Raw genomic sequence first — 17,944 nt, 5'->3', positions numbered from 1 at the left:
TCCGGTCTGATCATTGTGCTGGGCCTAAAGTGAACCGCGCGGCAAGTTCGGTGTGTGACGACCATCGAAATTGGTCAACGACCTGTACCCATTCAAGGGCATATCCGGCATCAACCAGAATTTTTGCATCCCGTGCAAAGGTCACGGGGTTGCAGGACACATAGGCCACGACCGGACGCAGCGCCTGCGCCAGTTCGGCCACCTGCGCCTGCGCGCCCGCACGAGGCGGGTCCAGCACAATGGCGTCAAAGGACTTGAGCTCATCCGGCATCAAGGGTCGGCGAAACAGATCGCGGGCCTCGGTCGTGATCCGTTTCAGACCTTTGGACTTGCGCCAGCCCTGGTCCAGCGCCTTGGTCATCGCCGCTTCGCCTTCGACAGCGTGAACCTCGGCCTGTTCCGCAAGCGGTAACGAGAACGTACCGCAACCCGCAAACAGATCAGCGACGCGCTTCGCGCCCTGCGTGGCCTGCAAAACCGCCTGTATCAGAGCCTGTTCTCCGTCCTTCGTGGCCTGCAGGAATGCGCCGGGCGGCGGGGTGACTTCGGCCTCGCCAAACCTCTGGAACGGAGGCGTGCGCATGGCGATCACCTCGCCATCCCAGGCCAGCCTTGCCAGCCCGTTTGCCTCAGTCGCCTGCGCCAGTGCCAGTTCCAGCGGTCCGTCCAGCGGCTTGCCGCCCTGAACGGATACATCCAGGCCGGCCTCGGACAATGTCAGCGTCACGGCCAGCACGCCTTTTCGGCTGCCGCCCAGAACGGCCAACGCCTCGGCAACGGGGATGGCAGCGACCAGCGCCGGGTCGAGCAACTGGCAATCGGGGATCTCGGTGATTGTGTCCGAAGCGCGCCCGTGAAACCCGGCCAACGTTCCCTTTTTCGTTCGACGCACCGCGATTGTTGCCCGACGGCGCGACCGTTCCGGCGACGTATGGATCGGACGCAGGGGCGCGCTCAGGTCCTGTGCTGCCAGTGCGTTGCGCACCACTTCGACCTTCCAGTCCGCGACAAAACTGTCGGCCGCATGTTGCAACTGGCATCCGCCACAAGCTTTGTAGTGGCGGCACGGCGCCTTGACCCTGTTTTCCGATGGGGCGTCCACGCGGATATCGCCGAGAATCTGGCCCTGCAACGTACCGCTGACCGCTTCTCCCGGCAGGGTACGCGGCGCATAGACCGGGCCTTCGGCGATGCCGTCGCCTTGATGGCCAAGACGGGTGATGATGAATTGCTGCGTCATGCGTGGCCTGATACCGGGGCTGCGCACGCAACAAAACCCCTGACCGAACGCTTTGCGCCTTATTCCGCCGCTTCGGCCTGAATGAAGCCACCCGACTGCCGGTGCCAGAACCGGGCATAAAGCCCACCCTGTTCCAGCAGCGCCTCGTGGGTGCCGCTTTCCACGATGCGTCCATGATCCAGCACGATAATCCGGTCCATCTCGATCAGGGTCGACAGGCGATGGGCGATGGCCAGAACGGTTTTGCCCTGCATGACGCGATGCAAGGCGGCCTGGATCGATGCCTCAACCTCGGAATCCAGCGCCGAGGTTGCCTCGTCCAGAACCAGTATCGGCGCATCCTTCAGAATGGCGCGGGCCAGTGCGATTCGCTGGCGCTGACCACCGCTAAGCTTGACGCCCCGCTCCCCCAAATGCGCTTCATAACCGGTTCGACCCTGCGCATCCTCAAGCCCGAGGATGAATTCATGCGCTTCGGCCTTCCGCGCGGCGGCGATCAGTTCGGGTTCCGTGGCGTCGGGTCGGCCATACAGAATATTTTCACGGGCCGAGCGGTTGAACATCGCCGTTTCCTGCGTGACCATCCCGATCTGGCTGCGCAGGCTGTCCTGCGTCACCTTAGAAACGTCCTGTCCATCAATCAGGATCGCGCCCTCTTCCCGATCATAAAGCCGTAGCAGCAGGGAAACCAAAGTCGATTTTCCGGCCCCCGAGGCACCAACCACACCCAGCTTTTCGCCGGGCGCGACGGCCAGGTTCAGATCAGCAACCCCACCGATATCCCGACCATAGGCGAAACTGACATTTTCAAAAGAGATGCGACCTTCGGTGACGCTCAGATGCGTTGCGCCGCTGCGGTCTTCGATCCGGTCCCGCCTGGTCAGTGTCTTCATGCCATTCTCGATCTCGCCGACATTGGCATAAAGGCCCATCAGCGTGAAACTGACCCAGCCTGTCATCTGCGCGATCCGGATCGACACCGCGCCTGCCGCGACGATGTCGCCCGCCGTGGCAATGCCTGCCTGCCACAACCAAAGTGTGGCTCCCAGCAAAAGCACAGGCAACACGCCTGCCAACGCCATCAGGATGGATCGGAAACTGGCCGAGAGCCAACCGAAATCCAGCGACTTTTCGCGCAGGGTCATCATGGCGTCACGCGCGGCCTGATCTTCGTTGTCGGAATGGGCGAACAGTTTGACCGTCTTGATGTTCGTGATGGTATCCACCACCTGCCCCGACACCATGGCCCGGGCTCCTGCCCGCGCGGCCGAACGCAGCCGGATGCGCGGTAAGTACCATCGGATCAACAGCAGATACACCGCAAGCCATCCGGCAAAAGGCAGCATGACCAGCGGGTGAATCGACCCTAACAAAAGCAAAGACCCTGCAAGCGAAGCCAGCGCAAATACGATTGCACTGATGACATCTGACACCACCGACGCCATTGCATTCGACGTCTGCATCTGTTTCTGGGCGATCCGGCCGGCAAAATCGTCATCGAAATAGGTCGTCGACTGGCCCAGCGTCCAACGATTCAACCGGGCCAGAACCAGCGGCGTAATGTTGGGCATCACAACGTAATTGTTCGAGAAGGACGACAAGGCCGCGATGATCGGCCGCAACAGCATCAAAAAGATCGCGGCACCACCGAAGGCCCACAGGTTCCGTTCATTGAACAGGTTCTCCGGCCCGCTGGTGGTGGCAATGTCGATCACCTTTCCCAGTATCCACGCGGTGGCCACTTCTGCTGCTCCGCCCAGCATGGACAGGAGCGCCGCCACAAACAGGATCGGCCAGGACCCCGCCAGGCACCAGCGAATGAACGCCCCCAACTTCTGCGGTGGGGGCGTTTCAGCACCTTTGAAAGGATCGATGAGGTTTGCAAGCCTCATTCAGCAGCCTCAGGGTTCAGGAAGCCGCCAGACTGCCGCGCCCAGAACTGCGAGTAAAGCCCGCCTTGCGACAGCAGTTCAGAGTGCCTGCCCTGTTCCACGATCCGGCCCCCATCCATCACCAAAATGCGATCCATCTGCGCGATGGTGCTGAGCCTGTGGGCGATGGCGATTACGGTTTTACCTTGCATCATGCCGTATAGAGTTTCCTGAATTGAGGCTTCGACCTCGGAATCTAGAGCAGAAGTCGCCTCGTCCAACAACAAGATCGGGGCGTCCTTCAGGATCACCCGCGCCAGCGTGACCCGCTGCCGCTGACCGCCGCTTAGTTTCACGCCGCGTTCACCCACATGGGCATCGTAACCTGTGCGCCCTTGCGGGTCTTGCAGGTCAAGGATGAAGTCATGCGCCTCGGCCTGTTTGGCGGCGGCGATCATCTGATCTTCCGTGGCATCGGGTCGACCATAGAGGATGTTGTCCCGCACCGATCGATGCAACAGCGCACTGTCCTGCTGGACCATGCCGATGTGGCTGCGCAGACTGTCCTGCGTGATGTTGGCGATGTTCTGATTGTCGATCAGGATTGCACCGCTCTCGACGTCGTAAAACCGCAAAAGCAGCTTGACCAGGGTCGATTTCCCGGCCCCCGATCGCCCGATCAGGCCGATTTTTTCACCCGGACGGATTGTCAGATCGACGTGATCCAGACCACCGGTTTCACGGCCATAGTGATGCGACAGGTCGCGGATTTCGATCTGGCCTTTGGTCAGCTGCAAATCGTCGGCCTTCGGTGCGTCCAGCAAGTCGATGGGCTGCGCAATCGTTTCCATCCCTTCGGCAACGATACCGAGCTGGCGGAAAAAACTGGTCAGCGCCCACATGATCCAGCCGGTCATGGCATTCAGCCGCAAGGTCAGGGCGGTGGCGGCGGCAACCACACCGACCGTTGCGCTGCCCTGCATCCACAGGGAAATGGCCCAGCCCACAACGCCGACGATCAGCAGACCGTTCAGCGTGACCAGAACGGCATCCATCACGGTGAAGATCCGCATCTCGATCTGAAAGGTCCGCCGCGTTTCCTCGATCGCTTCGCGGGCGTAGTCGAGCTCCTGCGTATCGTGCGCGAACATCTTAACCGAATGGATGTTGGTGTAGCTGTCCACCACCCGCCCGGTCACGTTCGAGCGCGCATCAGACGCCGCCTTTGACGCCGGTTGCACTCTCCGCACGGTCCACCGGACCAGAGCTGCATAGAGCGCGAACCAGATCAGCAGCGGGATCAGAAGACGCGCGTCTGCCGCGTAAAGAAGGATTGCCGCACCGATCAGATAGGCCAGTGAAAAGGAAATCGCGTCGAAGACCTGAAAAATCACCTCGCCAGCAGCCGGAGGGGTTTGCATGATCCGGTTTGCGATACGTCCGGCAAAGTCGTTTTCAAACCAGCCAACAGACTGGCGCAGCACGTGTTTATGCGCGCGCCACCGGATCAGGGTGCCAAAATTCGGCAGGATCGCGTTGTTCAGCAACAGCACGTCCACCACATGCAGCAAAGGCCGCAGGAACAAGACAAAGACCGCCATCAGGATCAGTTCCGTTCCATGCGCCTGCCAAACCTCGGTGGGCGATCCGCTGAGCAGGTCCACGACGCGCCCCATATAGTAGATCAGACCGATCTCGACCCCGGCCACAATGACAGAAATCAGCGCCGTCCAGATGAAGATCCTGTAGAACGGGCTCGAATAGTCCAGCATGAATGGCCACAGCCGCGTCGGCGGTGTGTCGGTCTCGGTATAGGCGACAAAAGGGTCAACAAGGTTTTCGAAATAGCGAAACATGGAGAGTGCTCCGATTGAGCATAAACTAGGGGCGTGCGAAGAAAGATGGCGCCAGAACACCACCCTTACGGGTCAAAGTGTTCCGGCTTTAGCCGAACCAGATCCCGTAATACATTCGCATTCCTCCATCCATGTGACAGGGGCAAGTAACCACAAACGATTTGACTTGTCATCCCTTTTTGAGACCTAGCGCTAATCGGCAAGCAGCTCTTTGCGGCTTAGCCGGAAGCCCGACTCGATCCAACGGCGCTCCAGTTCGGCAAGTTTCTGGCCCAGTGCGGGCCCGGAAAAATCGGGGATCAGGTCCGTTGCACCGATTGGAAAACGGGCCGCCGCGCCAGCTTTCAACTGCTGTTTCAGGTCATCCGACCAGGGTTGTTCCAGCAACGCACAGCGCAGCAGGGTTTCATGCAATCCACCCTCTTCGCCATAGCGATAACCCAACTCGGCCACGCTTGCGGTCCCCGAGGCCTCTTCCCGCATTCGGGTCAGCCGCTGCAGTTGCGCCCGGCTAAGGCGCAGGGTCGCGGCGTCTTCGGGTGTTGCAATGGCTGCCAGCCTGCGTACTGCATCAGGGGACGCGCCGGCCTGCTGTTCCAGTGCAATCAGCGGCGCCAGTGATCTGTCATCCGCCCCGGGCAGCACTTGCATCAGAACGCCGGTACTGCGCATTCCCGCCACCGACGGTGCGGGATCAGGGGCTGCCAGCAGCTTCAGCAACTCGGCCCCGACCCGTTCGCGCGACAGTTGACGCAGCCCGTCCGGGTTTGCCGCAATCGCCGCCAGCGCATCCTGATCGAACCCGGCCTGCGGATCGCCATACCAAGCGTGAAACCGGAAAAAGCGCAGGGATCGCAGGTAATCCTCGCGAATGCGGTGTTCGGCGGTTCCGATAAAACGGACCCGGCGCGCCTTCAGATCCGGCAGGCCGTTCAACGGGTCACGAACCGTCCCGTCCGGGGCGGCATAGATCGCATTCATGGTGAAATCACGGCGGGCGGCGTCTTCTTCCACCTTATCCGAAAATGCCACCACTGCGCGGCGACCGTCTGTTTGCACGTCCCGGCGGAACGTGGTGATTTCATGCGCGATGCAATGACAAACGACCGTGATGGTTCCGTGATCAATCCCGGTAGGGATAGCCTTGAGGCCCGCATGCCGTGCAAGCTGCATGACCCGTTCCGGCGGCGCATCTGTGGCGATGTCGATATCCGACACAGGTTCGCCCAACAAAGCGTTGCGCACGCAACCACCGACAAACAACGCCTGCGCCCCGGCTTCTGTCAGGGCCGCACAGACCTTCTGCGTTGCCGGTTCCGTAACCCAGGGTTCAATAATCCGCTTCATTCATTCAACCGTGCTGCCAATCCCCGCAACATGCGGGCCGTTGCGCCCCAGATGTAATAAGGACCGAACGGAACCGTGAAATAGTGCCGTCTCTGGCCCCGCCAACGACGCGATTCCACGATATAATTCGCAGGGTTGAGGACATGTGCAAGCGGAACCGAGAAAACTTCCTCCACCTCACCGGGTTCGGGGATCGGGGTGAATGGCCGCCGCAATATGGCGACGACCGGTGTCACCTGAAACGATGTCACGGTCTCATGCGCGGGCAGGTGTCCCAGGATTTCGGGCAGTTCAGGTGGCAGCGCGATCTCTTCGCGGGCTTCGCGCAGGGCCGTGGCAGTGACGTCGGCATCGTCACCGTCCTGCTTGCCACCCGGAAAGGCGATCTGCCCGGGATGGTGTTTCAGGGCCGACGACCGTTTGGTCAGGATCAGGCGCGGCTGGTCTCCGACCAGCGAAATTGGCACCAGCACACCCGCAGGACGCAGTTTCCGCCCCAGCGGAAGAACCGCATCCGGGTTCAGGTCAAAATCGCTGGACCCACCGCCCGGTCGGCGCAGGGCCGCCCTGAGCTGTTCAGTCAGGTCATGCACCGCCGGACTCTTTGGCATCGAAACCCACGGTTTCGGGGTCAAGCACGTAATGTGCGCCACAGAACTGGCAGTCAGCCGTCACCAGACCTTCGGGCGTGGTCATCTTTTCGATGTCCTTGGCGGAATAAATCGACAGGCTCTGCCGTACACGGTCCTCGGAACAGGTACAGCCGAACTGCACGGCTTGCGCGTCATAAACGCGGGGCTGTTCCTCGTGAAACAGACGGATCAGCAGGTCCGTGGGTGCCACCGAGGGCCCGATGAGCTCCAGATCTTCGACCGTATCCAGCAGGATATTGACCCGGCCCCAGTTTTCGCCTTCTTCGCCGTCGACCAAATCCGTTGCCGTCAGGATTTCGCCCTCGCCCTGACTGCTCGCCACAAAGGGCGAGGCCTTGGGCATATGCTGCAACATGACACCGCCCGCGCGCCAGTGTTCGCCGACGCCGGGTTCAGTCGATTTGCCAAAGCTCAGTGAAAACCGGGTTGGCAATTGTTCGGATTGCGCAAAATATGCCTCGGCGCAGGCGCTAAGCGAGCCGCCGGCCAGCGGTGTGATGCCCTGATAGGGCTGTGTGCCTTTACCCTGGTCGATCAGAATCGCGAAATAGCCTTCGCCCACCTGATCAAACGGCGCGGCATCGGTCAGCCGATCGCGGTCAAAGCTTGCATAAGCGCGGATGCGGGCAAGCTCACCCTCTTTTTGAGGCGCGTAATAATCCGTTGCGATCATCCGCACCGCACCCTTGGACTGTACCTGCAGCGAAAGCTTCCAGCGCAACGCGACGGTCTGTCCGATCAGCGCGGTCAGCAGGGCCATCTCGGCCACCAATGCCTCGACCTTTTCGGGATAGTCGTGCTGTTTCAGGATGCCGTCCAGAACGCCATCCAGACGGGCCACGCGGCCGCGCATATCCGATACATCGAGTTGAAAGGGCAAGACGGTGTCGTCCCACGCGATTTTCGTTCCAAGAGACATGGGGTTTCCTTACACGCCACGGGTTGGCATACCGCCACCATATAGGTCGAACAGATTGGGTTGTAAGGGGCCATACATGATCAGACGGTTCGGTGAAACCCCGGAACCGGGGCGCAAGTACATACGCAGGGTGGGCGTTTACGGTCTGCTGCCGCGAGGCCGGCACCTGTTGCTGACCTGCCAGACCGAACCTGGGCCAGACCTTCAGTTACCCGGTGGCGGTATCGATCCCGGCGAATCCCCGATCACTGCGCTGCACCGCGAGGTTTACGAGGAGACAGGTTGGCAAATCGCCGCGCCCCGGCGCATCGGCGCGTTTCGACGGTTCACGTTCATGCCGGAATACGATCTGTGGGCCGAAAAGGTTTGCCTGATCTATCGCGCAAGGCCTGTGCGCCGCATGGGCCCGCCCAGCGAACCCTTTCACGAAGCATTGTGGATGCATGGCGCGGACGCGGTTGAGATGTTGGGCAACGGCGGCGATCGGCACTTTGCCAGACTTCATTTGAACAGGCTCTAACAAACATTGAACTCAAAAAATACTGCCGAGACATCGTCGTCCATGCCTTCACCGGGCGAAGCGGTCTGGGTGAGCTGCCAGAACATGTCGTCCAGAAACTCGCTTCCTGCCCGGTCCGACGCGCAGCCCAGCGCCATTTGCTGCAATCCGGATTCGTCCAGCAAACCGCCATCGGCCAGGCGGCATTCCGTGAACCCATCGGAATACAGCATCAACCTGTCGCCGGGCCTGAGGTAGAGTTCGGTCTGTTGGAAGTGAACATCCGGCAGCAAGCCGATCGGCAGACCGCCCTCACCCAGAAACTCAGCGCTGCCATCCTGGCGCAGCAGAAGCGGGTGCGGATGCCCTGCTTGCACCATTTTCACATGACCGTTGCGCAGATCGACAATGGCGTAGACCATCGTGAAATATTCTTCGACACCGGCATCCGCCATCAGGCGTGAGTTGAGCGTTGCAGCGACCTGTTCCGGTGGAAGCAAGGCATAGAACTTGTCGAACCGACGCTCCATCGCCACGTTCTGATCGAAGTGTGTGCTTGACAGATACCCGCCAAGACGCGCCGTCATCATCGCCGAAGTGATGCCGTGCCCGGACACATCAATGCTGTAAAACCCAAGGCGATTGATGCCGGGGGAAAACATGCCAACAAGGTCACCGCCAATGTGGCCACATGGTTTGAGCAACAGACTGACCCGGGATTTGCCGAATTCCCGGCTGAACTCGGGCACCAGTGACTGCTGGATCTTTCGGGCCTGCATCAGGTCCTTGTCGATGGCGTCGTGGGCCTGCTTCAACTCGTTCAGCGCGTTTTCGATCAGACGGTTCTTTTCCGACAGTTCGCGTTGCATATCCAGAATGCGTGCACCGGCCGAGATACGGGCGCGCAACTCATCCGCCTCGAGCGGTTTGATCAGAAAATCGTCTGCACCGGCATCCAGCCCGCGCGCGACCTCCTGCTTTTCGCTTTTGGAAGTTAGAAGGATGAAATAGCTGTAGTGATCGCCGCCCAGCGCCCGGAAGGCGCGGCAGAATTCCAGCCCGCTCATCCCCGGCATGACCCAATCGCTGACAACCAGATCCGGAAGGCTTTCGGCACATAAGGCAATGGCGGCTTCACCGCCGTCCGCCTCGATCACCTCGAACCCCCATTTTCTGAGGGATGCGACCAGAATGCGCCGTTGCAGGCGGCTGTCATCCACGACCAGCACCCTGCGGATCGCACCAAACTCCAGCTCTGCGCTGGCTTCCGCCTGTCCGGGTCCTGACACCATCACCCTCTGCACCGCACGCGTTTTCGAATGTCACAACCCTAGCGCGCGGTGATTTAACATCCGATGAAGGTGCAATCCGAGGTTTCTTCGACCGGCTTAACCGGACCTTTACCGCACAGATGTTAATTCCATGGCCAACAGAACGAGGCGGGAAGGGCACCATGATCCACTGGCACAGGGTCAGACAATTGCGGGATGAGGTTGGCGCCGACGAGTTTGACGAGGTGGTGCAGATCTTTCTGGATGAGGTTCAGGAAGCTCTTGCGCGTTTGCACAATGATACCACGCGGGCAGAACTGGAACAAAACCTGCATTTCCTGAAGGGCAGCGCGCTGAGCCTGGGATTCGATCAGTTTTCCAAACTTTGCCAGGATGGCGAACGGCGGGCAGCAGCCGGTGAAGGCGACAATGTGGATCTGAACGCAATCCTGACCGCCTACGATGAATCCCGGGCAGTATTTTTAGCAAACCGGGCGGAGAGCCTTAGTTAGAGGCTGTTTTTTGCGCTCAGATCACAAACTGGGCCAGTGTTTCGTCTTCAGTTATGTCGGTATAGGTGAACCCGGCCTCGTCCAGATGCGCAAACAGCCGCATGAAGTTTTCCGGCTTGCGGGTTTCGATCCCGATCAGGACCGAGCCGAAATTGCGCGCCGATTTCTTCATATATTCGAAGCGCGCGATGTCATCCTCGGGGCCGAGAATGCCCAGAAACTCTTTCAACGCACCGGGGCGCTGGGGCAGGCGCAGGATGAAATACTTTTTGACGCCGGAATAGCGCTGCGCCCGCTCCTTCACTTCGGGCAGACGCTCGAAATCGAAGTTGCCGCCCGAGGTGACGCAAACCACCGTCTTGCCGCGCACAAAGCTTTGAACATCCGTCACCGCCTCGACCGCCAGCGCACCGGCGGGCTCCAGAACGATGCCTTCGACATTCAGCATCTCGATCATGGTGGCGCAAATACGATCTTCGGACATCACCAGGACATCCGACAGGTGGCAATTGCGCAGCAGTTCAAAGGGCTTTTCGCCAATCCGGCCGACGGCGGCGCCATCGACAAATGTGTCGACGCGATCCAGCGCCACCGGATGACCCGCCGCCAACGCCGCGCGCAGGCAGGCCCCGCCTGCCGGTTCCACGAACAGGCAATGGGTGCGATCCCCGAACCAGGTCGCCACACCCGCCGACATCCCGCCGCCGCCCACCGGCAACAGCAGGTGATCAGGCACACCGCCCAGCTGTTCCTCGATCTCGACTGCAAGCGAGGCCTGCCCTTCGATCACATCCTCATCGTCGAACGGCGACAGGAAATGCCCGCCTTTTTCCGCACACCATTTTTGCGCCGCCTTCAGCGTGTCGTCGAAATAGTCCCCGGTCAGATGAATCTCGATATTGTCACCGCCGAAGATCCGGGTTTTCTGAATTTTTTGCTGCGGGGTGGTCACGGGCATGAAAATCACACCGTTCACACCCATGTGCTTGCACATAAAGGCCACGCCTTGCGCGTGATTGCCCGCGCTGGCGCAAACGAACAGATCCTGACCCGGCTGCTTGCGCATGGCGTTGAACGCGCCCCGGATCTTGTAAGACCGCACCGGGCTGAGGTCTTCACGTTTGAGCCAGATATCAGCCCCAAACCGGTCGGACAGGTGGGCGTTCCGCTGCAACGGCGTTGGCGGAAACACGGTGCGCATCGCCTGTTCGGCGGCACGGGCGCGGGTCATGAAATCAGTCATGACCGTTTCAGTGCCGCATCAGTGCGAGAAGGGCAAGGAATACATATGTGTACGCGGCTCAGGTGAGTTCGCGTTTTTCGACAAAGATCCCATACATCGTGGTCAGGATGCTGACATTGATCATCGGCAGAATGAGAGATCCGAAAAACACGGTCAGCAAAACGCCCAGAACCGGGATAATGGCAAGCGCCGCAAGCGCAAACTGCACCAGGATCTGAAACACAAAACTGACCACTAGCAGAACAACAATCGCCCCAGCCACACCCGATGTTCGGTTCCATGCATCGCCCAGTGTAATCGGGTTGCCGATCGCGGCAGCCGGCAGGATGATGGACAAGCGGTAGAAGCAAACAACCAGAACTAGCGCGGCACCGAAGCTTATGACAACCGCGATCAGTCCGGCGCTTTCACCCAGGACAGACAGAATTAGTCCGACCGGTATGAACCCGATTGCCATCAACAGGCCCAACAAAACAAAGCGGCCAAGATAGGCGAGAATTCTGTCGAAGCGGAATGTGGGCAACAGCCCGCTGGGGTATTCTTCCAACAATATGAACCTGTGCCAGGACACGGCGATCCAGAACATCACGATGAACACCACGACGACAACCAAAAAGGTAAAGACCGTAATCGAACCAAGGTTTTCTGGCGACGCATTGGCGGTGTCATCAAACGACTCGAGTGGAATTCCCAGCAGCAGAAACAGCCCGACGATCACGGCGGTTGCGATCACGGCCGGTCCCAGTGCGATCTGCAAAACCTGTCTGAAATTCCCGAATACCATCCGCACCGAATGCGCAAAAATCTCCCAACCCAGCATCTGAAAACCGCCCTCTCAACCAATCCTTGTTCTCTTTCCAACTGTTTCACCCCAATTCCCGCCCTGCGTCAATCCACACAGCTTGCCCCCGGGTCCAAAACCCGCTAGGGGCCAAGCGTTCTACGCATAAGGGGAAGTCAGATGTCCGCGCCCAAGAAAGTTGTTCTGGCCTATTCCGGTGGCCTTGATACCTCGATCATTCTGAAATGGCTGCAGACCGAGTATGGCTGTGAGGTCGTAACCTTTACCGCCGACCTGGGTCAGGGTGAGGAACTGGAACCCGCCCGCAAAAAGGCTGAACTGCTGGGGATCAAGCCCGAGAATATCTATATCGAGGACATCCGCGAGGAATTTGTCCGCGATTTCGTCTTCCCGATGTTCCGCGCCAATGCGCAGTACGAAGGATTGTACCTGCTGGGCACTTCGATCGCGCGTCCGCTGATTTCAAAACGTCTGGTCGAGATTGCGCAAGCCACCGGTGCCGATGCCGTCGCCCATGGCGCAACCGGCAAGGGCAACGATCAGGTCCGCTTTGAACTGGCGGCCTATGCGCTGAACCCCGACATCAAGGTCATCGCCCCGTGGCGGGAGTGGGACCTGACCAGCCGCACCAAGCTGCTGGAATTTGCCGAGGCGAACCAGATCCCGATTGCCAAAGACAAACGCGGTGAGGCGCCCTTCTCGGTCGACGCCAACCTGCTGCACACCTCGTCCGAGGGCAAAGTTCTGGAAGATCCCGCCGATATGGCGCCCGACTATGTCTACCAACGCACCGTCCACCCCGAGGATGCGCCGAACGAGCCGGAATTCATCGAAATCGGCTTTGAAAAAGGCGATGCGGTCAGCATCAATGGTGAGGCGATGAGCCCCGCAACCATTCTGACCAAGCTGAACGAATATGGCGGCAAGCACGGTATTGGCCGTCTCGATCTGGTCGAAGGCCGGTTCGTGGGCATGAAATCGCGCGGCATCTATGAAACGCCGGGCGGCACCATCCTGCTGGAGGCGCATCGCGGGATCGAGTCCATTACAATGGACCGCGGCGCGATGCATCTGAAAGACCAGCTGATGCCGCAATATGCCGAGCTGATCTACAACGGCTTCTGGTACTCGCCCGAGCGGGAAATGCTGCAGGCCGCAATTGACAGGTCTCAGGAACACGTCACCGGCACCGTGCGTGTGAAACTGTACAAAGGCCTGGCCTCGACCGTGGGCCGCTGGTCGGATCATTCGCTGTATTCCGAGGCGCATGTGACCTTCGAGGAAGACGCCGGTGCCTATGATCAGAAGGACGCAGCCGGATTCATCCAGCTGAACGCCCTGCGCCTGAAACTACTGGCGGCGCGGGACAAGCGGCTTTCAAAATAAGCCCTGCTCGACCGAATTCTAAAACCCCGGCCCGCAATCCGGTGCCGGGGTTATTTTGTTGCGTGCTGCGGTTCCTGTTGCGTCACCCTTGCCCGCGGCCCCCGTTTGTCCTTACGCAAAGGTCAATTGGGAAAAGGACAACACATGCTGCAAGAGATCGCCGACGGAATTCAGAAAGGTCTGAACGGCAAAAGCTTTGACGGATCGCTCAAATTCGATTGCGGCGCGGATGGCGTCATCGTTCTGGCGGACAACATGGCGTCGACGACGGATCAGGACACTGACTGCACCATTCGGATTTCCAGGGACAACCTGACAAAGCTGCTGACCGGCAAGCTGAACCCGATGACGGGCATCGCGATGGGCAAGCTGAAAATCTCGGGCAACATGGGCGTGGCGATGAAGCTGGGGCAGTTGCTGGGTTAGCGCGCGATAACTTCGCTTCACCAGCATGTGACAAACGATGTCAGCGGATTGCATGATCGGGGAACACGGGGCAGCCTGTCTCTGGAAGGAGACCTGCCATGACCCGGACTGCAAATGCCGTTTGTTTCAAACCGACCCTGCTGTTCATTCTGATCGTTCTGGCCGCGCTGCTGCGCGCACTGCCAGCGCCTGCCGCCGGGACCGAGACACTGACGGTTGCGGGCGGCTGTTTCTGGTGTGTTGAATCCGATTTTGAATCCGTCCCGGGCGTGACCGGCGCCGTTTCGGGTTATACGGGCGGCACGGTGGACAATCCGACCTACAAGCAGGTGACACGTGGCGGAACCGGACACTACGAAGCCGTTCAGATCACCTTCGATCCGTCGCGTGTGTCACGTGAAACGCTGCTGAACATGTTTTTCCGCTCGGTCGACCCAACCGATGCCGGTGGGCAGTTCTGCGACCGGGGCGACAGCTATCGGACGGCCATCTTCGTCTCTAACACAGGGGAAAAGGTGCTGGCGGAAAAAGCCAAGTCCAATGCGCAATCAGCATTGGGGCAAACGGTGGTCACACCCATTCTGAACGCATCCACGTTCTACCCGGCCGAAAAATACCATCAGGATTATTACAAAGGCGACAAACTGGTCTTAACCCGCTTTGGCCCCAAACGTCAGAGCAGCGCTTACAAGGCCTACCGCAAAGCATGCGGACGCGATGCGCGGGTCAAACAACTGTGGGGCAGTGATGCGCCCTTCGCCGGGTCCTAGTCGAACCGAGCTGCCCGCACTTCCTTCAGATCGGGAATAACGTCAGCCGTCCCGTGCCGCATGACCATCAGGGCGCCGGCGCGGGTCGCCTGTGCGATGGCCTGCTCCATCGGCAGCCCCCGGTCCATTCCAGCCAGTACGTAGCCGGTGAATGTATCCCCCGCGCCTGTTGTATCGACAGCCTTGACCGCATGGGCTGGAAAGTCCTGTGGTTCGGCACCCCGTTGATAGTAGCGCGCGCCTTTTGATCCGAGGGTTACGATGACATGCCGGACGGGCAGATCATTGGCGTTCAGACCGGTTTCCTGCTGTAGCTGCTCGGCCTCCACCTCGTTCAGGATCAGGAAATCGAGGTAAGGTAAAACCGCCTTGACCGCATCGGCCTGAAACGGGGCTGCGGCGTAACAGACGGTCAGACCCAGTTCGTGCCCCAGCCGGGCCGCTTCGACCTGCGCGTTGGTTTCGTTCTGCATCACCAGCAGATCGCCAGTATCGGTCGCGGACAGTGCCTGGCCCAACTGATCGGCCTGCAATGCATGATTGGCGCCAGGATACAGGACGATCAGGTTCTCGCCCTGCGCATCCACCGCGATGATCGCATGGCCTGTAGGTGTGTCAACTTCGGCAATGTGGCGGGTGTCCACGCCGTATTCTGTCAGCCGGTCCTTTGCCCAGCGCCCATCTGGACCAACTGCCCCGATATGGCAGACATGCGACCCGGCCCGCGCAGCGGCGACGGACATGTTCGCCCCTTTGCCGCCCAAAAAACGCTCCAGCCCATTTGCGGCCAGAGTTTCCCCCGGCGCAGGCAGGTGCGGCAGGGCATAAACCATATCCGCGTTGATTGAACCGAGGTTCCAGATCGTCATGACTTACCCGATATCGCAAGAGGCCAGGATGGCCATATTCAGAATGTCATTCGCCGTCGATACGGTCGAGCAGATCTGGATCGGCTTGTCGACCCCGGACAGGATCGGGCCAATCACCGTCGCGCCGCCCATTTCCTGCATCAGCTTGGTTGAAATCGACGCTGAGTGACGCGCAGGCACGATCAGGATATTGGCCGGGCCGGTCAGACGCGAGAACGGATATGCCGCCTGCTGATCCACGTTCAGCGCAACATCCACGGTCATCTCGCCTTCGTATTCGAAGTTGACGCCGCGCTGGTCCAGAACCGCTGGCGCGCGGTGCATCTTTTCCGCCCGCTCCGAGACCGGATACCCGAAGGTCGAGAAGCTGACAAAGGCGACCCGCGGTTCGATCCCCATATGGCGCGCCACGGCGGCCGAGCGTTCGGCGATTGTGGCCAGGTCGTTCTCGTCCGGCCATTCATGGACAAGCGTGTCACCGATCAGAACGATGCGCCCCTTATGCAGCAGCGCCGTAACCCCGGCCGCTCCATGAGTGGCGTCGGCATCGAACACGTGATTGATACGATCCAGAACATGCGCGGATTTTCGCGTCGCACCGGTCACAAGCCCGTCTGCGTGGCCGTGGGCCAGCATCAGGGATGAAAACACATGCCTGTCCCGCGCGGCAAGGCGGTGAATATCCTTGGAATCAAAGCCTTTACGCTGAAGCCGGTTGTACAGGAAAGATTTGTAAGTCTCGAGATGCGTGGTGTTTGCTGCATTCACCACCTCCAGCTCACGCACTGCGTCCCCGAGGCCGGCGTCCTCGAGCTTTTTCTTGACGTCATCGGGTCGGCCAACGACCAGGGCCTTGCCGAAACCCGAACGCTGATACATCACGGCTGCGCGCAACACACGGGGATCGTCACCCTCGGCAAAGATCATCCGGCTTTGCGCGGCGCGGGCGCGAGCGTTCAGACCGCGCAGGATGCTGGCCGTCGGGTCCATGCGGGATTTCAGGCTCAGCTCATAGGCGTCCATGTCGATGATCGGACGGCGGGCCGCACCGGTATCCATCCCAGCCTTGGCCACGGCAGGCGGGATGCGGTGGATCAGGCGCGGGTCAAACGGCGTCGGAATGATGTAATCCCGTCCGAATGTCAGAGATTTGCCATAGGCCATGGCAACCTCATCCGGCACGTCCTCGCGTGCCAGATTGGCCAAAGCATGGGCACAAGCGATTTTCATCTCGTCATTGATGGCACGGGCATGGATGTCCAGCGCCCCGCGGAACAGGTAGGGAAAACCCAGAACGTTGTTCACCTGGTTCGGATAGTCGCTGCGACCGGTTGCAACGATGGCATCTACCCGAACCTCGTGCGCCTCTTCCGGAGTGATCTCGGGGTCGGGGTTCGCCATCGCAAAGATCACCGGATTGTCGGCCATGCTGGCCACCATGTCCTGCGTGACCGCACCCTTGACCGACACGCCCAGGAAGACGTCGGCACCCTTCATGGCCTCGTCCAGCGTACGCAGCTCCGTCGAGATCGCGTGGGCCGATTTCCACTGGTTCATACCCTCGGTCCGGCCCTGATAGATCACACCCTTGGTGTCGCACACAATACAGTTGTCATGCCGCGCGCCCATCGCCTTGAGCAGTTCGATACAGGCGATCCCTGCAGCACCCGCACCGTTCAGGACGATCTTCACATCTTCAATCTTCTTGCCCGAGATATGCAGCGCGTTCAGCAGACCCGCCGCACAGATCACTGCAGTGCCGTGCTGGTCGTCGTGGAAGACCGGAATGTCCATCTCTTCCTTCAGACGCTGTTCGATGATGAAGCATTCGGGCGCTTTGATATCCTCAAGATTGATGCCGCCAAAAGTCGGCCCCATCAGACGCACGGCGCGGCAGAACTCATCCGGGTCCTCGGTATCCAGTTCGATGTCGATCGAGTTCACATCGGCGAACCGTTTGAACAGGACCGATTTGCCTTCCATCACCGGTTTCGAGCCCAGCGCGCCCAGATTTCCCAGACCCAGCACAGCGGTCCCGTTCGAAATCACGGCCACCAGGTTGCCCTTGTTGGTATAGTCATAGGCCGTTTCCGGCGCTTCGGCGATTGCTTCACATGGAACAGCGACACCGGGGCTGTAGGCCAGCGACAGATCCCGCTGCGTGGTCATGGGAACGGTGGCCTGCACCTCCCATTTTCCGGGGGTTGGTTCCAGGTGAAAGGCCAGCGCCTCTTCGTTGGTGATCTTCGCTTTGGGCATGTGATGGGTCGTTTCTTTACA

16 protein-coding genes are annotated in these 17,944 nt (G+C 59.8%); 5 read left to right on the top strand and 11 right to left on the bottom strand.

All coding sequences use genetic code 11. The features are described 5' to 3' along the window. Positions 1–10: 10 nt before the first annotated feature. The 6 genes from ACR1XU_RS10530 to hslO form a co-directional block, all read right to left on the bottom strand. Entirely contained in the window at positions 11–1,240 is a 1,230-nt protein-coding gene (locus ACR1XU_RS10530) for a class I SAM-dependent RNA methyltransferase (RefSeq protein ID WP_480907292.1), read from the bottom strand. 59 nt (positions 1,241–1,299) lie between these two features. Beyond that, the gene (locus tag ACR1XU_RS10525) at positions 1,300–3,132 is read right to left on the bottom strand and encodes an ABC transporter ATP-binding protein (protein ID WP_480813421.1); all 1,833 of its coding nucleotides are present in this window, start codon (positions 3,130–3,132) and stop codon (positions 1,300–1,302) included. Beyond that, a complete protein-coding gene (locus ACR1XU_RS10520; protein WP_480907294.1) occupies positions 3,129–4,967 on the bottom strand; it encodes an ABC transporter ATP-binding protein in 1,839 nt (612 codons plus the stop codon). The genes ACR1XU_RS10525 and ACR1XU_RS10520 overlap by 4 nt, the downstream gene beginning before the upstream one ends. 192 nt (positions 4,968–5,159) lie before the next feature. Next, positions 5,160–6,314 (bottom strand): CCA tRNA nucleotidyltransferase, encoded by a 1,155-nt coding sequence (locus ACR1XU_RS10515; protein ID WP_480907296.1) that lies wholly within the window; start codon positions 6,312–6,314, stop codon positions 5,160–5,162. Then, positions 6,311–6,925, bottom strand: coding sequence for a CoA pyrophosphatase (locus tag ACR1XU_RS10510; protein WP_480907298.1), 615 nt, complete (start codon positions 6,923–6,925; stop codon positions 6,311–6,313). Before ACR1XU_RS10510 ends, ACR1XU_RS10515 begins: the two co-directional genes overlap by 4 nt. Further along, positions 6,900–7,886, bottom strand: coding sequence for an Hsp33 family molecular chaperone HslO (hslO, locus tag ACR1XU_RS10505; RefSeq protein WP_480523080.1), 987 nt, complete (start codon positions 7,884–7,886; stop codon positions 6,900–6,902). Before hslO ends, ACR1XU_RS10510 begins: the two co-directional genes overlap by 26 nt. Before the next feature lie 76 nt (positions 7,887–7,962). On the opposite strand from hslO, the gene ACR1XU_RS10500 reads away from it, so the two are divergent. Beyond that, positions 7,963–8,406 carry an NUDIX hydrolase gene (locus ACR1XU_RS10500; RefSeq protein WP_170612719.1) on the top strand — a complete coding sequence of 148 codons (444 nt, stop codon included), beginning with the start codon at positions 7,963–7,965 and terminating at the stop codon, positions 8,404–8,406. On the opposite strand, the gene ACR1XU_RS10495 is transcribed toward ACR1XU_RS10500, so the two are convergent. Then, on the bottom strand, positions 8,403–9,677 hold the full coding sequence (locus ACR1XU_RS10495; protein WP_480907300.1) for a PP2C family protein-serine/threonine phosphatase: 1,275 nt from the start codon (positions 9,675–9,677) through the stop codon (positions 8,403–8,405). The genes ACR1XU_RS10500 and ACR1XU_RS10495 overlap by 4 nt on opposite strands. 161 nt (positions 9,678–9,838) lie before the next feature. Here ACR1XU_RS10495 and ACR1XU_RS10490 point away from each other — a divergent pair, with 161 nt between their 5' ends. After that, positions 9,839–10,168, top strand: coding sequence for an Hpt domain-containing protein (locus ACR1XU_RS10490; protein WP_170612723.1), 330 nt, complete (start codon positions 9,839–9,841; stop codon positions 10,166–10,168). A gap of 16 nt (positions 10,169–10,184) precedes the next feature. Here the strand turns inward: ACR1XU_RS10490 and ilvA are convergent, their stop codons facing one another. Beyond that, positions 10,185–11,411 carry a threonine ammonia-lyase IlvA gene (gene ilvA / locus ACR1XU_RS10485; protein WP_170807128.1) on the bottom strand — a complete coding sequence of 409 codons (1,227 nt, stop codon included), beginning with the start codon at positions 11,409–11,411 and terminating at the stop codon, positions 10,185–10,187. Between the two features lie 58 nt (positions 11,412–11,469). After that, positions 11,470–12,231 (bottom strand): hypothetical protein, encoded by a 762-nt coding sequence (locus tag ACR1XU_RS10480; RefSeq protein ID WP_170612727.1) that lies wholly within the window; start codon positions 12,229–12,231, stop codon positions 11,470–11,472. Positions 12,232–12,372: 141 nt separating this feature from the next. On the opposite strand from ACR1XU_RS10480, the gene ACR1XU_RS10475 reads away from it, so the two are divergent. The 3 genes from ACR1XU_RS10475 to msrA all read left to right on the top strand — a co-directional run bounded on the left by ACR1XU_RS10475 (position 12,373) and on the right by msrA (position 14,795). Beyond that, a complete protein-coding gene (locus ACR1XU_RS10475; protein ID WP_170612729.1) occupies positions 12,373–13,599 on the top strand; it encodes an argininosuccinate synthase in 1,227 nt (408 codons plus the stop codon). Between the two features lie 144 nt (positions 13,600–13,743). Next, a complete protein-coding gene (locus ACR1XU_RS10470; RefSeq protein ID WP_170612731.1) occupies positions 13,744–14,025 on the top strand; it encodes an SCP2 sterol-binding domain-containing protein in 282 nt (93 codons plus the stop codon). A 98-nt stretch (positions 14,026–14,123) separates the two neighbouring features. Then, on the top strand, positions 14,124–14,795 hold the full coding sequence (gene msrA / locus ACR1XU_RS10465) for a peptide-methionine (S)-S-oxide reductase MsrA (protein WP_170680156.1): 672 nt from the start codon (positions 14,124–14,126) through the stop codon (positions 14,793–14,795). Here msrA and ACR1XU_RS10460 read toward each other — a convergent pair. Both ACR1XU_RS10460 and ACR1XU_RS10455 read right to left on the bottom strand, forming a co-directional pair. Continuing rightward, complete coding sequence (locus ACR1XU_RS10460) at positions 14,792–15,664, bottom strand: ribokinase (RefSeq protein WP_170619055.1); 873 nt, start codon at positions 15,662–15,664, stop codon at positions 14,792–14,794. The genes msrA and ACR1XU_RS10460 overlap by 4 nt on opposite strands. A gap of 3 nt (positions 15,665–15,667) precedes the next feature. After that, positions 15,668–17,923 (bottom strand): NADP-dependent malic enzyme, encoded by a 2,256-nt coding sequence (locus tag ACR1XU_RS10455; RefSeq protein ID WP_321249909.1) that lies wholly within the window; start codon positions 17,921–17,923, stop codon positions 15,668–15,670. Positions 17,924–17,944: the final 21 nt, after the last annotated feature.

It is taken from the genome of Ruegeria sp. D1(2025) (genome assembly GCF_056536425.1).
Note: the sequence above shows the minus strand (reverse complement) of the source record. Positions and strands in the feature narration are given on the sequence as shown.